The following is a 15,313-nucleotide window of genomic DNA, read 5'->3' on the forward strand; positions in this document are numbered from 1 at the left end:
CGGTGCGAGACAGGGATCATCGGACCCCGCGCCCTTTCATGCGTCGAGTCGGATCTCGAGGGTGTCGCCCACGGTGAGGCCCCAGCGCTCGCACGCGCCCGCCTTGGCCTCGACGACTGATCGTGCACGGAGCCTCGGCCGACCGATACGGCCCGGTTGCATCCGCACCATGTCTACGACCCGCCGCCGCGCATCCAAGAACATCACATCGATAGCGAAGCTCATTCCGATGGTGTGCACGCAGCGGCACCGCTCGATCAGCAGCGCCCCGGTCAGGTCGTCGCGCCCAAGCAAGCCACGCCGGCGCTCAGGACGGGTACGAGCGATCTCGAGGCTCGCCACCACTCGATCCCCGCACGCAAGCCACGGCATGGCTACACGTTGAAGCGGAACTCCACGACGTCGCCGTCGCGCATCGGATAGTCCTTCCCTTCGACGCGCAGACGGCCTGCGTCACGCGCTGCAGACCACGAGCCTAAATCCAGCAATTCGGCCCAGTCGATCACTTCGGCCCGGATGAAACCGCGTTCGAAGTCGGTGTGGATCCGCCCGGCGCACTGAGGTGCCCGCCAACCGGCTCGGAACGTCCACGCCCGCGATTCCTTCTCACCCGTGGTCAGGAAGGTCCGCAAGCCCAGCAGTTCATGGGCAGCCGCCACAAATCGCTCCAGCGCGCCTTCCCCCAGGCCGAGTCCTTCGAGCAGCTCGGTTCGTTCGTCGCCGGTGAGCTGCGCGGCCTCCGCCTCGAGCTGCACGCTCAGCGGCAGCACGGTGGCGCCGGGAAGCTCCGCTTCGATCGGCGCTGCGAGCTCGGCGGCTGCGTCCAGCTGGTTCTCGCCGATGTTCAGCACCGCCATCACCGGCTTGTCGGTGAGCAGGAAGTGGCTGCGCAGCGCAGCCCGATGTGGGTACTGCGGCGGCTGCTGCGCGGTGCCGTTGCAGTCGCCGCTGAGCGGCCAGGCCCGGTACAGCGGCGTGCCGGCCGCCAGGTGTTCGAGTGCTGCGTCGAGCGCTGCGACCTCCTCGGCCAGTGCGGTGTCGGACGGCTGGCTGCGCGATGCCTTTCGCCTGCGGTTGATGCGCGACTCCACCGACTCCAGATCGGCCAGCGTCAACTCGGTTTCGACGATGCGCAGGTGTTCGAGCGGGTCGGCGGGGCCGGGCACATCGGCGTCGTCGAACGCGCGCAGCACGAAGACGATTGCATCGACCTCGCGAATGCCTCCCAGGAAGCGGTTGCCGAGGCCTTCGCCCTTGCTGGCACCTTCCACCAGCCCGCCGATGTCGATGAACTCGGTGGTGGTCGGCACCACCTTGCGGCTGGCGCTCATCGCGGCCAACGCATCGAGCCGGGCATCGGGTACACGGGCCACACCGATATTGGGATCGGTGGTGGCAAAGGCGTACGGCGCCGCCAATGCCCCGCCGCCGGCGAGGGAGTTGAACAGCGACGACTTTCCCGCATTGGGCAGGCCGACGAACCCAAAGCGTTCCATCGCCGGGCGAGGTTAGTGTCGCGCCCGAGGCATCCACTGAAGGGGAGGAACCCATGGGACCGCTGCAGGGACTGAAGGTGATCGAGCTGGCGGGCATCGGCCCCGGGCCGTTCTGCGCAATGCTGCTCGCCGACCTGGGCGCGGACGTCATCCGCGTCGATCGCATGACGCCCGAAGACCTGGGCATCGACCGTGGACGCAAGTTCAACGTGCTCAACCGCGGCCGTCGCTCGGTGGCGGTCGACCTCAAGTCGCCTGACGGCGTCGAGACGGTGCTGAAGCTGGTGGAACAGGCCGATGCGCTGATCGAGGGATTCCGCCCAGGTGTAACCGAGCGGCTCGGCCTCGGACCCGACGAGTGCATGGCCCGCAACCCGAAGCTGGTGTACGGGCGCATGACCGGATGGGGCCAAGAAGGCCCGATGGCGCATGCCGCCGGGCACGACATCAACTACATCGCCCTGACCGGTGCGCTGCATGCCATCGGACCGGCCGAGGCGCCGAGCCCGCCGCTCAACCTGGTGGGCGACTTCGGCGGCGGCGGCATGTACCTGGCATTCGGCGTGTGCGCAGCGCTGCTCGAGTCACGCGACTCGGGGCAGGGCCAGGTCGTGGACGCCGCCATGACCGAGGGCGCGGCGTCGCTGATGGCAGCCATCTACGGCATCTACGGCTCGGGCGGCTGGGCCGACGAGCGGGAGTCCAACTTCCTCGACGGCGGCGCCTACTACTACGGCGTGTATGAGACCTCCGACGGCAAGTTCGTGTCGGTCGGGTCGATCGAGGGCAAGTTCCACGATGAGCTGCTCGAGAAGACCGGCCTGGCCGACGCTGCGACCGTGGACCGCAACGACCGCGATGCGTGGGCAGACAAGCGGGCGCGTCTCGCTGAGGTCATCAAGACCAAGACCCGCGACGAGTGGGACGAGATCATGGCGGGCTCAGATGTCTGCTACGCGCCAGTGCTCGATCTCTCCGAGGCGCCACACCACCCCCACAACGTGGCCCGCGGCAGCTTCGTGGAGGTGGAGGGTGTGATGCAGCCAGCGCCTGCACCCCGCTTCAGTCGCACCCCAGGCGAGGTCGCCCGACCGCCGGCGTCACCGGGCGAGAACACCGATGAGGTGCTCGCCGACTGGGGCTTCGACGCCGACGACATCGAAAAGCTCCACGAGGTCGGTGCAGTCGGCTGAGCCGATCCTCCCCAGACAGGCCACCAGCCCGAACCAGTGCCGTAGAACTGATTCAGGGGCGGCCTCGGTAGCCTGCAACGTCTATGTCGAAGCGCACCAAGAAGCGGAAGCTCCGGGCGCGCCGCAGCAAGGCCAACCACGGCAAGCGCCCCAACTGCGGCCGCGGTTAGCCCGTTGGCGTCGCTCGCGGCAGCGGCCTTCGTGAGCCAGCTCGGCTGCCGCTGCATACGCCGATAGACCGGCCAGTATCAAGGGGTGCGCAAGCTCTGCACCTCGGCATTGGTGGGTGTGCTGATCCTCACGGCGGTAGTCGCCAACGCGTGCCACATTCGACAAGGCAGGGACGCTGCGCCAACAGGAGCCGACATTGGCGTGTCGAAGCCGGCTGATGAGGCTGCGGAGGCTGATGACGCCGATGGCGCGTCGACGACAGCGACGCTGCCTTCGCCGGCCCTGATACCAACCGCGACACAGCCCCCTGCTTCGCCGCCACCAAACCAGCCGCCTGACGATGACGGTCCTGTGCAGTCGGCCGCGAATGGGCCATTGGACGAGCCCAAGCAGGAGAGCGATCCGAACCTGGTGATCGCGGAAGGAGCCGATCGGATCTGGCTGCCGGCAGCTCTGGAATCCGCGTTCCGCGCTTGGTACCCGGATCTCACGTTCGTCCTGCACCCCGAGGGGGCCCGAGGCGACCTCGACGGCGACGGCGACAATGACGCCGCTCTTCATGTCGAGGCACGGTCCGCCGATTCGCCCCAGACGCAACTGCTCGTGCCCGTCATCAACACCGGCGGGACATTCGATGTTCGGCCGCCAGTGGACCTCGGGCGTCGCATCATCATCGACTCGATCGACATACGCAACGGCACCATTGAGGTGTCCCTCTTCGACCGCTCGCCTGGCGAGCCGCTGACGATGATCACACGGCGTACCACGCTGTCCGTCGCTGTCGGCAGCCCGGACACAGCAGACACCGAACCAGGCCCCCCGGTCGTGACCCCCACCAGCGTCGAACCCATCGACTACACGCCGGCGCTGCAGATCAGCCGTCCAGCGACCCCGGTGGCGTTGGAGCTCGATGGCGTGGGCACGGCCATGTCGGATCGGATCGAGCTGCGCGAGCGACATGGGTATGCCGTGCATGTCGGGGAGAACGAAGTGGTAGTTGCGACGCTCGTCGCGCCGGCGGGCGTCTGGCTTGAACTCCGTCTCGGCGAGGGAACGTTGCTGGTGCCCATCAGCGAGCGAATCCAGAGATTCGCGATCCGAGCACCATCGGACGGCGAGTGGACGATCACCGTCGCGTCGTCGCTGCTGGAGCCGGCGGACTACCGGCTCGCGGTGGAGGTATTCGGGGCCTCGCGCAGCGGCGCCATCGCAACTCGTGACCTCACCGGTTTCTGGTCCAGCACTCGCACATCCCCGCCGGTTCTGCCAGACGAAGGCCCGGTGGCCTACCTGACCTTCGACGACGGGCCCCATCCCGCCTATACCTCGCAGGTGCTTGACGTGTTGGCGCGTCATGGCGCCAAGGCGACGTTCTTCGTCGTGGGCTCGCTTGCAGAGCGTTACCCGCTGCTTGTGCAACGGATCGCCTATGAGGGCCACACGCTCGCCAACCACTCATGGGATCACCACTCTCTTGCACGTCTCTCACGGGCGGCGTTCGAGCAATCGGTCGGGCGCACCCAGGAGCTCCTGGGGCCGCTTGCCACTTCGTGCCTCAGGCCGCCGTACTGGGATCTGGGCGTCTCCACCCGCGAGTGGTCTGCCGACCTCGGCCTGAGGCTGGCGTCTTGGACATACAGCCCGCAGGACTGGTTGCAGCCCACAGCGCAGGAGATTGCCGATGGCATCGTGGCGCGAACCGCTCCCGGCGCGGTGATCCTGCTGCACGATGGCGGCGGCGCTCGCCGGCCGACAGTTCGCGGGCTCGACATGGCGCTCGAGCGGCTCAGCGGCAGCGGACTGGAATTCAAGCCGCTGTGCCGGTGAGGTGCCTCGCGGGCCTCAGCCGCTGCGTCGGTGAATCTCGGCCAGGATGGGCTCGGTCAGCACCAGGCCGCCATACAGCGTGTAGTGGACACCGTCCGGCGTGCGAATGCGGCGGCGCCCTTGATCGGCGTCGAGCCACGCCGTATAGCCCCCATCTCTGGCCAACGTCTCGTACGCGTCCACGAATATGGCTCCGTCGATCTCGCTCACCGCAGCCTCGGACAAGGGGTTGACAATGCCGGGCAAGTCAGTCAGGTATCTCGTTCCCATGGGGGGAAGCCCCACCCAGATCACGAGACGACCCGGTCTCACCGCTGCGGAGACGAGTTCGGCCACCCTGGCTTGGTAGCGCTGGACCCAGGCCGGTTCGCCGGGTCGCTCGGGGTGATCGCGGAAACGCTGCTTGTCGTTGGCGCCCATCGCCAGCACGACCACGTCATAGGGGCCTTCGGCGATCTCATCGGTCACGTAGGCGATCCAGTCGAAATACCAGTCGGTCACCACGCCGGTCGAGATCTGGATGTCCTCGGTGAAGACGAACCGCTCGTCGTCTGCAATGAGCTGACGGAAGCCGTAGACCGGACCGCCCGAGATCGAGTCGCCACCGGCCCATACGCGTAGTGGTCGATCCGGCGTCACCGCCGCCAAGCGCGATCGCCGGTCTTCGCGAGCAAACCAGTAGTAGGTCGGCTCGACGCCCAGCTGGGACTCCGCCAGCGGGTCGGGCCAGCGCAGCACCGGATCAGACCAAGGGTCATCGGTGTATCTCGGAGGAGGTTCGGGGACCCGCGCCGACAGTGCCGCCGGCACACCGGCGCCGCCGTCATCGGAGACGTTGTCTTCCACAGCGTCCTCGACGGCATCGTCGTCGGACTGCGCGCCCACCGAACCCGACGGCAGTCCCGACGCCAGGACGCACACGGCAATTGCGGCGGCGGCCCCCAGCGTTCGCCGAGGGCGGTATGCAACCCGCAGGTTCACGAAGGCGCGCCCGACATCAGATCGACCAAGCCGCCGAGTTCATCCAGCAGCACCTGTGACAGCCAGCGCCCGCCGACGGTGCTGAGGTGCACGCCATCGGAGAGACGCACGTCAGCGAGCTGCCCGTCTGCGTCAGCGACGTAGCGACTGAATCCGCCGTTCGGTCCCCGGAACAAGTCACGCGTGTCGACATAGATCACCCGATCCCGCTTGGCGGCCTCGGCGGCGAACACCTTGTTGACCTGCTGCATGCGCTCGTCGTAATCGGGGCTCTCCATGATCGGCTGGCCCACCCAGATCAAGACCCGATCGGGGTCGGTGGTCACCAGGTCCATGACGTGGCCGACCCGCGCCGAGTACTCCTGCACCCAATCCTCGGAGAAGGGGCGGGCGATCTGACCGTCGACCACGAGCGCCTGCGCGTCGTTGCCGCCGTACATCATCACCACCGCGTCGGGATCAGTGTCGGGAATCACCTCGACGATTCGAGCGGGCCAGTCGTAGAAGTCGGGACGGCTCAGGCCGCTGGAGAGCTGATGCTCAGAGGAGGCCTCGATGACGCCGGTGTCATCGGCCAGCCCAACCATGACGTGGCCGAAGAACTGCACCATCGAATCGCCCATGATGTGCAGGCGCAGCGGATCGTCCGGTGTGGGAAACCACGCCACGGTGGTGGGCGGTGCGCTGATGGGGGTCTCCCCGGTGTTGTCGGCACCGTCGCTGGCCCCGGCGACGGGCTGCTCGTCGCCCGTGGCAGTTCCGGCCTCCGACGACGCGCCGTCGTCCGGCGCCGGCTGGGCCCCCGGGGCCACCAGCGGCGCTGTGCCCCCGGGCTGCGTGTCGGCTTCGATGCCAGGGGTCGCTACGACCAGTTCGGATGAGGTCTGCTCCGTCGGCGTGGCTCCTGCAGTCGAATCGGGCTCGGCCGCAACGGCGAATTCATCGGATGTTGCTCCGGGATCGACCACCGATCGACCGAAGGCCTCGTCAACCCACAAGCGCGGCAGGTGCAGCCCGACAGCGCTGGAAGCGCCCTCGATGGGCTCCCAGACCGCTACCGAAGCGTCGCGCTCCCAGCCGAACGGCTTCTGCTGCGCCTCACGCAACAGCTGCTGGGAGTTGCCCACCATCGCCAGCACGAGCCCAAGCGCGCCGGCCAGCAGAACTCTGCCGGCCGCCACGCCGTTGCGGCGGTCTGTCGCGTCGAGGCGCGGCCCCGATTCCGCTGGAGCGGTCGAGGGATCAGGCGGAACGTGCGAGGCCGGCATTGCTCAGAACTGGAAGTAGATGAACGGGGCGACGCCCGTGGGGCCGAGTACGTCAATTGCCACCAATGAGATGCCCACCACAGCGCCTTGGGCCACCCAGCCGAGACTGGCGAAGCCGTCGCGCAGCTGTTCGAACCAGTCGGTGGGCATGAACTGGAATGCCAGCGCGCCGAACGTCACGGCGATCACCAGAGGCGTCGCAGTGCCGGCGTAGTTGTCGAAGCTGGCCACCGCGCCGAGCATCTCCACAGCAGCGGACAGCGATTCGGACCGGAAGAACACCCACGCCAGGCACACCACGTGGAAAGTGACGAGCCAGCGCACCACCTCGCCGGTTGCCGGAGAGAGCACAGGACCGGCTCCGCTGCGCTCTCGCTGCTCACGCACGAGCCGCTCCGCTGCCAGAACGACACCATGGATGCCGCCCCAGATGACGAAGTTCCAGGTGCTGCCGTGCCACAGGCCGCCGAGCAACATGACGACCATGAGATTGCGATAGGTGGTAGTGCGGCCTTTCCTGTTGCCGCCCAGCGGCACGTAGAGGTAGTCGCGCAGCCAGCGGGACAGGGTCATGTGCCAGCGCCGCCAGAAATCCTGCAGCGTGAGCGCCCGGTAGGGATTGTCGAAGTTCTGCGGGAACCGGAAGCCCAGCAGCAGCGCCACCCCGATGGCGATGTCGGTGTAGCCGGAGAAATCCGCGTAGATCTGGACTGCGTAGGCGTAGACCCCGAGCATGACTTCGGGGCCGCTGTGCGCGCCCGGATCGGCGAAGACGCCGTCCACGATCTCACTCGCCAGGAAGCTGGAGATCACGACCTTCTTGAACAGCCCGTTCAGGATCAGCCCGAAGGCCTCGGCGGCAGGCACGAAGCGGGGGTCGGGCCGGGCAGCGAGCTGCGGCGCCATTTCCGACGCCCGCACGATCGGGCCGGCCACGAGCTGGGGGAAGAACGACAGGTACACCGCGAAGTCCAGCGGCGTCATCTCGCGAACGTTCCCCCGACCGATATCGATGATGTAGCTCATCGCCTGGAACGTGTAGAAGGAGATGCCGACCGGCAGCGTGTACTCCAGCACTGGCAGCGCGCCCGTGATGCCGAATCGCTCGAGCAGGTTGGACATCTCGACAGCGAAGAAGTCCCAGTATTTGAAGACACCGAGGATGACGAGGTTGGCGGTGACGCCGAGTCCGACCCACCAGCGTCTCCCTTCCGCAGTGCTGTTGACCGCGAAGTGCCCCGCGACCCAGTTGATGACGATGGTGGTGAGCAGCAGGAAGACGAAGCGCCAGCTCCACCAGCCGTAGAACACGATGCTGGCAGCGAGCATCAGCGGCTTCCACAGGGCCGGGTGCGGCCGGGTCAGCCAGTTGACGACGAAGACGACGACGAAGAAAGCTCCGAAGACGAACGTCGGGAACAACATGGCAAGCCGAACATACTTGCGCCCTCGCTCCGAGTACGGACAGGCAGGTGAAACTTCCCGTTGTCGCACCGATTGCTTCCCGCTCCTGTTCGCTGTCGCTCACGGGCCGCTCGGGCCACGGCTTCGCCTGCCGGCTCAGCCTCCAAGTACGGACAGCCGTGAGCGGAGGCATTTCCCTATGACCACCCCCGAAGCACTTGCAGACGCCTGGCTGGCTGCCGAACCCGACGCAGCGATACGCCGCGACATCGAGGCCAACCGTTCGAACGTCGAATGGGTGGACGCACACTTCGGCAGCCGGCTGCGCTTCGGCACGGCCGGGATGAGAGCTCCATGGGGTCCGGGGCCGGCCGGCATGAACCGCGTCATGGCCCGAGTCGCCGCCCGAGCGATCGGCAGCGAACTGATTGGGTGCGACTTGGGCCAGCGAGGCGCCGTCGTCGGCTTCGATGCCCGGCTGGGCTCCGCGGACATGGCGTTCGACGCAGCGCGTCTGCTCGCCGCCATGGGTATCCCGACGGCAATCATCGACGGGCCCGCCCCGACGCCGCTGCTCGCACGGCAGCTGCTCGCCCGATCCGCAGGTGCGGGACTGATGATCACCGCCAGCCACAACCCCCGCTCCGACAACGGCCTGAAGGTGTACTGGTCTGACGGCACGCAGATCCGGCCACCGATCGATCGCCGCATCGAAGCTCGCATGGACCTGACGTCGCTTCCCGGCGACAGCGATCTGGCCGCCCGGCACGAGGTGGAGAGCCTCGATGTGCGGTCGGTGATTGCCGAATACGTCGGCGCTGCAGTGCGGCCCCCGAGCACTAAGCCGGTTTCGGGCCCGCTCACCCCCCCGCAGCCGTCTCCGGCGCGAGCAGCCATGTCGGACGCGACCACCGATCTCCAGCCGGCGGCGGCATCGCCGAGACTCGTGTACACCGCGCTCTGCGGCGTCGGCTCGCAGACCCTGGGCCATGCCTTCGCCGCGGCAGGCCTGCCGCCGCCGATCTATGTCGAGCACCAGCGACATCCCGACGGGTCGTTTCCCGGATTGCCGTTCCCGAATCCCGAGGAACCGGGCACCCTCGACGACGCGATCGCGTTGGCGTCCGACACCGACATCGACGTCGTTGTGGCCAATGACCCCGACGCCGACCGGCTGGCTGTGGCCGTTCGCGATCGGCACCGCGCATGGCACCGGCTCAGCGGCGACGAGCTCGGCGTGCTGCTGTGCGACTGGCTGATCGAGCTGCATACCGGCGGCGAGGGCGTCGAGCCCGATGCGCCACTGCTCTCGGCATCATCGGTCGTGTCGGGTCGGATGGTCGAGGCGCTGTGCGCGGCACGGGGTGTGGCCCATCACCGCACCCTGACCGGCTTCAAGTGGGTCATGGCGCCACGGCTGGCTCACCCGGAAGCCCGTTGGGTGTTCGGCTACGAGGAAGCGCTCGGCTACTCGGTCAGCGACGCCGTGCTGGACAAGGACGGCATCTCGGCGGCCGTCGAATTTGCACGGTTGGCTGGGGCGCTGGCTGCCCGTGGCATCGGGCCGCTGGAACGCCTCGACGAGTTGGCTGCCGAAGTCGGGCTCTACGTCACGCGCTCTGCGTCGGTGCGTGCTCACCCCGAAGCGATCGCCGTGTCCATGGCCAGATTGCGAACCGATCCGCCTCGCACGATCGCTGACCGCTCCGTTGCCAAGTTCGTGGACTGGCTCGATCTGAGTGCGCCGCTCCGCGCTGACCTCGTCGAATTGGAACTGGCGCCCGCCACGACGGACGGCCTAGGCCACAACGGCGAGGCGCAGGTACGCATCTGCATCCGGCCGAGCGGCACCGAGCCCAAGGCGAAGATCTACCTCGAAGCCGCCTGCCCGATCCACGGCGACGGACGGGCCGAACGACTCCGCCTGACCGCACTGCTGGACGCCGTCGCCAGCGAGATCATGGCTTCGCTCTTCTCTCTCGAATGACCAGCAGACGACAGCGCCCACCCAGCGGCGCTCGTCGGGCCACTCGGGCTGTCGGAGACATCAGTCCGCTCGCCGAGATCAGTTCATTGTGCAGAAGTGCTGTCTCAAACGGCAGGATTGCGCACAGCATGTGCGGTGGCCGCTGCCCGAGCCCGGCGGACTGGCGCTAGACCAGATCGGCAGCCAGCTCGTCGAGCGGCACCAGCGGCCGGGTGCCCACGTGGGAGATGACCTCGGCGGCTGCCACCGAGCCCAGTCGGCCGCATAGCTCCAAGTCATAACCGTTCGCGAGGCCGTACAGCACACCGGCCGCATACAGATCGCCCGCACCGGTGCGGTCGACCACCTCATCGACCGGCTCGACCGGAACGTTCACGATCTCGTCGGGAGTGACGAGCACGGCGCCTGCGGCCGAGAGCGTCACCGATGCGATGTCCACACGGCCCTGCACTTCGCCGAGCGCTTCGTCGAGATCATCGGTGTCGTACAGCGCCTGGAGCTCAGCTGCGTTCGCGAACAGGACGTTGGTGCAACGGTCGACCAAGTCGATGAACTCGCGCCGGTGGCGCTCGACGCAGAACGAATCCGACAAGCTGAGCGCGACCTGGCAGTCGTTGCCAGGTACGGCGCAGTGCTCTGCCACCTCGCGCAGTGCCGCTCGGGCGGCCGTCGGATCCCAGAGATAGCCCTCCAGCAACACGGTGCGGGCACGGCCCACCATGTCCCAGTCCACATCGGCTGGAGCAAACCCGGCAGAAGCACCCAAGTACGTGCTCATCGTTCGCTCGCTGTCGGGTGTGATGACCACCGTGCAGCGCCCGGTCGGGTCATCACGCGGCGCTCTCGCGGTGGACTGGAAAACGCCGTGAGCAGCCATGTCGGCGACGAACAGGTCGCCGAGCCCGTCCGCGCAGACTCGCCCCATGTATCCGGCGCGCCCGCCGAGCGCGGCGATGCCGAGCATGGTGTTGGCGACCGAGCCGCCGGGGGTCATCTCATCGGCGCCGCCGAGCAATTCCACCATCGCGGCAAGCTCGGTCGCTCGCTGGGTGTCCACGAGCGTCATGGCCCCCTTGACGATGCCCAGGCCATCGACGACGGCGTCATCGGCGCGCAGCAGCACATCCACCATGGCATTGCCGATGCCGACGACATCTAGCTGCTCCTCCGGTTTCACGTCCGTGGGCTTAGCACCTCGGCTGAACCGTTCGCACGATCTGTGTGGGATCGGAAGGCGTCGGTAGTGTGCGCGCCGTGACACTTTTCACTGATGGCTCGCCCGATGCCAACCCGTACCGGCTGCCACGAGATGTACTGCCGAGTCGCTATGACATCGTCATCGAGCCCGACATCGCCGAGGCCCGCTTCGTCGGAGGGGTTGTGATCTCGGCAACGGTGCAAGCACCCGTCGACAGCATCATGCTCAATGCTGCCGACCTAGAGTGCCCCAGGGCGACGCTGCGCCAGAACGGGTCCTCGGTTGACGCCGAAGTGACCTTCGACGCCGAAACCGAGCGGATGGCGCTGCGTCCCGCCGACGGCCGCCGGCTCGAACCCGGCGAACTCCAGATCAGCTGCACCTTCGCGGGCGAGCTGAACGATCAGCTCCGCGGCTTCTACCGGTCCACGTTCGTCGACGAGGACGGCGAAGTGCACACGATCGCCACAACCCAGTTCGAGTCCACCAACGCCCGGCGAGCGTTCCCATGCTTCGACGAGCCCGACTTCAAGGCCGTCTTCGGCGTCACGATGACCGTGCCTGCCGACCTCATGGCGGTCAGCTGCTCCGAGGTGGTGTCGTCGGAAATCTTGGCCGACGGCCGGCGTCGCGACACGTTCGCCGACACCATGGAGATGTCGACCTACCTGATGGCGTTCATCGTCGGTGATCTCGAAGCCACCGTGCCCGTCGATGTCGGCGGCGTGCCGCTGCGGATCGTTCACGTGCGAGGCCGCTCGGCACTGACCGGGTTCGGTCTGGAAGCCGGGGCCTTCGCGCTCGCGTGGCTGGTCGACTATTACGGCATTCCCTACCCCGGCACCAAGGTGGACCTCATCGCCGTGCCGGACTTTGCATTCGGTGCCATGGAGAACATGGGCGCCATCACCTTCCGCGAGACGCTGCTGCTGGCCGACCCCGACAAGGCCACCACCGCTGAGCTGCTGCGCATTGTCGATGTCGTGGCGCACGAACTCGCCCACATGTGGTTCGGCAATCTCGTGACGATGGACTGGTGGAATGGCATCTGGCTGAAGGAAGCTTTCGCGACCTTCATGCAGGTGGCTACCACCGATGCCTTCCGGCCGGAATGGAAGCGCTGGGACGAGTTCTCGATCGAGCGAGGGGCGGCGTTCGACGTGGACGCGCTGAGCACCACCCGGCCCGTCGAGTACGAGGTGGTCTCCCCGGCCGATGCCGAGGGCATGTACGACGTGCTGACCTACGAGAAGGGCGCGGCGGTCGTGCGGATGCTCGAGCAGTACCTCGGCCCCGACCGTTTCGCGGCGGGCGTGCAGCACTACTTGGAGCGGCACAGCTACGCCAACACCACCACGACCGATCTGTGGGATGCCCTCGAGACCTCCAGCGGCGAGCCGGTGCGGTCGGTCATGGACGGCTGGATCTTCACGCGCGGCTACCCGATCGTGTCGGTCGAGCCGTATGGGGCTGGGCTCACGCTGTCGCAGCACCGCTTCGTGTACGGCAGCGCAGGGCCCAAAAGCAAGCCCAGCGGCGACGCGTCCGGCAGCGCGAAGGTTGCCGGACCGACGGCCGAAAGCACGGGCGGCATCTGGAGCGTGCCCGTGATGGTGCGCGCCCGCCTCACCGACGGTCGCACCGTCACGGAACGGCTGCTCTTGTCCGATGCGTCGGCATACATCGACCTCGGCGGCCCCGTCGAGTGGGCCATCGTCAACTCGGGCGGGCACGGCTACTACCGGGTGCGCTACAGCGCAGAGCTGCTCACAGCCGTGGCAAGGCAGGCGTTGGAGGTGCTCGAACCCATCGAGCGATACGGGCTCGTGGACGACACCTACGCCGCCGTCGTGGCTGGCGATGCCAGCGCCGCCGACTTCATCGCGCTGGTGACCGACCTGGGCTCCGAGACAGACCTGCACGTGTGGCAGCGGATGATCTGGGGGCTCAAGGGACTGCACGCGATCGCCGAACCGGCCGGGCGCGAAGCACTCGCTGTGCTCATCCGGGACCTGGCGACGACGGCGCTGGGCGTGCTCGGCTTCGAGCCCCAGCCCGGTGAGCCCGATCTGGAGCGCGAGCTGCGCGGCGTGCTCTTCGAGGCGGCCGGGGGCCGTGGACGTGACGAGCTGGTCCGGGCCCGCGCTCGCGAGCTCTTCGAGGAGGCCGTGGGCAACAGCGCCGCTGTCGAGCCGAATCTGGCCGCAGCGGTCGTACAGGTCACCGCAGCTGCCGGCGACGAGACCGACTACGAACAGATGCTGGAGCTGTACCGGTCGGCTGACACGCCGCAGAGTGAACTGCGATACCTGCAGTCGCTGCTGCTGTTCGAAGACCGCGAGCTGTTCGAGCGGACGCTCGAATTGTTCGCATCCGAAGTCCGCACCCAGAATGCCCCGTACCTGCTCGGCGCCGCCATGACCCACCTCGACCACGGCCCGCTGGCGTGGGCCTTCATCCGGGATCGATGGGACGAGCTGACCGATCGTTTCCCCCAGAACTCCATTTCCCGCATGGTCGGCGGGATCCGAGGGCTGCGTACCCGCGAACTCGCCGCCGAGGTCGAGGCATTCTTCGCCGAACACGAAGTGCCCCAAGGCGCGCTCACCATCGCCCAGCACATCGAGAAGATGTGGGTCAACGTTCGACTCGGGGAGCGTGAGGGCGCTCTCATCGGTCAAGCGGCCCAGTCGCCCGACTCATGAGCGCCGGCCGCGTCACAGCGCCAGCTCAAAGTCGCTGATGTTCGGCCGCCCGCCCCGGCGCCCGATGCGACACGGTGATGAACTGTGGCTGTCGTTGCGCGCGCTTGCTGCCGCCGGGGCGATGATTGCCGTGGTGGTCTACTGGGCGCTGGTCATCGTCGACTGACTGCGCCGGTGCTCACTCTGTTGCGGTTTCCGCATCGACGGATCGGGCTGAAGCCTCCCGATGCTCGCCCCCCGTCGGCGGCAATTTCGGGACGGATTCGCGGGACTCGTCGGCCCACCGCATCATCATGGCGACGATGGTTCCCCACACGATCGGTATGCCGCCCAGCTTCATGATGAGCCCGGCCGTCTGCTGGTCTGTGGCCGCATTGAGACCGTAGAACCGGGGCGCCAGCTCGTAGGTGGCGTAGAGAGGGAAGCTGGCAAAGGTCAGGAACCCTGCCGGCACCGCCGGCACAACCCCGAGCGCCAGGAACAGGTACACCATCTTGCCGGGGTAGGCGCGCAGCCGGTGCTCGGTGAGCGGTGAGCAGATCGGCAGCCACACGAGCACACCCGATACAAGCCACACGGCGTCCATCACAAACGACCCGAACTGGCTGGCCCGCAGCGCGTCCACCGCCCATGGCGAGTGTGTCACCACCAGACAGCCGTTGAACACCAACCCGGCGAACACCGGCTGAGTGAGGCGGGTCATCACGCGGTAGAGGCGCAGCTTGGCCAAGATCCTGCGAGCCATCGGCTCGGGCGTGCCGAGGACCAGCAGCGGTGCGGCCACCAGCGTGTACAGCATGAACTGCGCCATGTGGGCCGAGGCCAGGTAGCCGGCACCGAGGACGCCGAGCGGCCAATCCGACGCGACCCAGAATGCCAGCACTCCGGCCAGGAACAGCCACATCTGCCGGCGCTCGATTGCGGCATCTGCAGGTTCCAGCGGCCGAGGGCGCATGTTGCGAGCGCGGCGCCGGGCCACCAGGTACGGGGCTGCGATGGCCGCTGTTGCGGCCCAGACGCCCGGATAGGCGCGCCACGCCCAGCTCCACGGCTCTTCGAGCGCCGAGCACCAGAATCGCATCG

At 67.4% G+C, this 15,313-nt stretch carries 12 protein-coding genes; 5 read left to right on the forward strand and 7 right to left on the reverse strand.

Features of this window, described 5'->3' with window-relative positions; translation table 11 throughout:
• Positions 1-36: 36 nt before the first annotated feature.
• Positions 37-372, reverse strand: a complete 336-nt coding sequence (locus tag ACOGJB_RS07305; protein ID WP_419840151.1) for a DUF192 domain-containing protein — start codon at positions 370-372, stop codon at positions 37-39.
• A 2-nt stretch (positions 373-374) separates the two neighbouring features.
• A complete protein-coding gene (ychF, locus tag ACOGJB_RS07310) occupies positions 375-1,496 on the reverse strand; it encodes a redox-regulated ATPase YchF (RefSeq protein WP_419840152.1) in 1,122 nt (373 codons plus the stop codon).
• Between the two features lie 53 nt (positions 1,497-1,549).
• Between ychF and ACOGJB_RS07315 the strand changes: the two genes are divergently transcribed.
• The 3 genes from ACOGJB_RS07315 to ACOGJB_RS07325 all read left to right on the forward strand — a co-directional run bounded on the left by ACOGJB_RS07315 (position 1,550) and on the right by ACOGJB_RS07325 (position 4,687).
• On the forward strand, positions 1,550-2,689 hold the full coding sequence (locus ACOGJB_RS07315) for a CaiB/BaiF CoA transferase family protein (protein WP_419840153.1): 1,140 nt from the start codon (positions 1,550-1,552) through the stop codon (positions 2,687-2,689).
• A gap of 83 nt (positions 2,690-2,772) precedes the next feature.
• The gene (locus tag ACOGJB_RS07320; RefSeq protein ID WP_419554825.1) at positions 2,773-2,859 is read left to right on the forward strand and encodes a 50S ribosomal protein bL37; all 87 of its coding nucleotides are present in this window, start codon (positions 2,773-2,775) and stop codon (positions 2,857-2,859) included.
• Between the two features lie 85 nt (positions 2,860-2,944).
• Positions 2,945-4,687: a polysaccharide deacetylase family protein gene (locus tag ACOGJB_RS07325; protein WP_419840154.1), complete on the forward strand. Its 1,743-nt coding sequence runs from the start codon at positions 2,945-2,947 to the stop codon at positions 4,685-4,687.
• A 15-nt stretch (positions 4,688-4,702) separates the two neighbouring features.
• Here the strand turns inward: ACOGJB_RS07325 and ACOGJB_RS07330 are convergent, their stop codons facing one another.
• Genes ACOGJB_RS07330 through ACOGJB_RS07340 form a run of 3 tightly spaced genes read right to left on the reverse strand, consistent with a single transcriptional unit; the run spans position 4,703 to position 8,361 of the window.
• A complete protein-coding gene (locus ACOGJB_RS07330) occupies positions 4,703-5,668 on the reverse strand; it encodes a hypothetical protein (protein WP_419840155.1) in 966 nt (321 codons plus the stop codon).
• Positions 5,665-6,936: a DUF459 domain-containing protein gene (locus tag ACOGJB_RS07335; RefSeq protein WP_419840156.1), complete on the reverse strand. Its 1,272-nt coding sequence runs from the start codon at positions 6,934-6,936 to the stop codon at positions 5,665-5,667. The genes ACOGJB_RS07330 and ACOGJB_RS07335 overlap by 4 nt, the downstream gene beginning before the upstream one ends.
• Before the next feature lie 3 nt (positions 6,937-6,939).
• Complete coding sequence (locus tag ACOGJB_RS07340) at positions 6,940-8,361, reverse strand: MBOAT family O-acyltransferase (RefSeq protein WP_419840157.1); 1,422 nt, start codon at positions 8,359-8,361, stop codon at positions 6,940-6,942.
• Positions 8,362-8,539: 178 nt separating this feature from the next.
• Between ACOGJB_RS07340 and ACOGJB_RS07345 the strand changes: the two genes are divergently transcribed.
• Positions 8,540-10,327, forward strand: coding sequence for a phospho-sugar mutase (locus ACOGJB_RS07345; protein WP_419840158.1), 1,788 nt, complete (start codon positions 8,540-8,542; stop codon positions 10,325-10,327).
• A 166-nt stretch (positions 10,328-10,493) separates the two neighbouring features.
• Here ACOGJB_RS07345 and ACOGJB_RS07350 read toward each other — a convergent pair whose 3' ends face one another.
• Positions 10,494-11,504 carry an adenosine kinase gene (locus ACOGJB_RS07350; RefSeq protein ID WP_419840159.1) on the reverse strand — a complete coding sequence of 337 codons (1,011 nt, stop codon included), beginning with the start codon at positions 11,502-11,504 and terminating at the stop codon, positions 10,494-10,496.
• Between the two features lie 77 nt (positions 11,505-11,581).
• Here ACOGJB_RS07350 and ACOGJB_RS07355 point away from each other — a divergent pair, with 77 nt between their 5' ends.
• Positions 11,582-14,230, forward strand: a complete 2,649-nt coding sequence (locus tag ACOGJB_RS07355) for a M1 family metallopeptidase (RefSeq protein ID WP_419840160.1) — start codon at positions 11,582-11,584, stop codon at positions 14,228-14,230.
• A gap of 178 nt (positions 14,231-14,408) precedes the next feature.
• On the opposite strand, the gene ACOGJB_RS07360 is transcribed toward ACOGJB_RS07355, so the two are convergent.
• The gene (locus ACOGJB_RS07360) at positions 14,409-15,311 is read right to left on the reverse strand and encodes a cytochrome c oxidase assembly protein (protein ID WP_419840161.1); all 903 of its coding nucleotides are present in this window, start codon (positions 15,309-15,311) and stop codon (positions 14,409-14,411) included.
• Positions 15,312-15,313 lie beyond the last annotated feature (2 nt).

The sequence above is a fragment of the Candidatus Poriferisodalis sp. genome (assembly GCF_965208895.1).
Lineage (GTDB): Bacteria > Actinomycetota > Acidimicrobiia > Acidimicrobiales > Poriferisodalaceae > Poriferisodalis.

Excerpts from the sequence above, each read along its gene's own strand:
- ACOGJB_RS07305 (WP_419840151.1), bottom strand. The coding sequence starts at position 372 with ATGCCGTGGCTTGCGTGCGGGGATCGAGTGGTGGCGAGCCTCGAGATC.
- ychF (WP_419840152.1), bottom strand. The coding sequence starts at position 1,496 with ATGGAACGCTTTGGGTTCGTCGGCCTGCCCAATGCGGGAAAGTCGTCG.
- ACOGJB_RS07315 (WP_419840153.1), top strand. The coding sequence starts at position 1,550 with ATGGGACCGCTGCAGGGACTGAAGGTGATCGAGCTGGCGGGCATCGGC.
- ACOGJB_RS07320 (WP_419554825.1), top strand. The coding sequence starts at position 2,773 with ATGTCGAAGCGCACCAAGAAGCGGAAGCTCCGGGCGCGCCGCAGCAAG.
- ACOGJB_RS07335 (WP_419840156.1), bottom strand. The coding sequence starts at position 6,936 with ATGCCGGCCTCGCACGTTCCGCCTGATCCCTCGACCGCTCCAGCGGAA.
- ACOGJB_RS07340 (WP_419840157.1), bottom strand. The coding sequence starts at position 8,361 with ATGTTGTTCCCGACGTTCGTCTTCGGAGCTTTCTTCGTCGTCGTCTTC.
- ACOGJB_RS07345 (WP_419840158.1), top strand. The coding sequence starts at position 8,540 with ATGACCACCCCCGAAGCACTTGCAGACGCCTGGCTGGCTGCCGAACCC.
- ACOGJB_RS07360 (WP_419840161.1), bottom strand. The coding sequence starts at position 15,311 with ATGCGATTCTGGTGCTCGGCGCTCGAAGAGCCGTGGAGCTGGGCGTGG.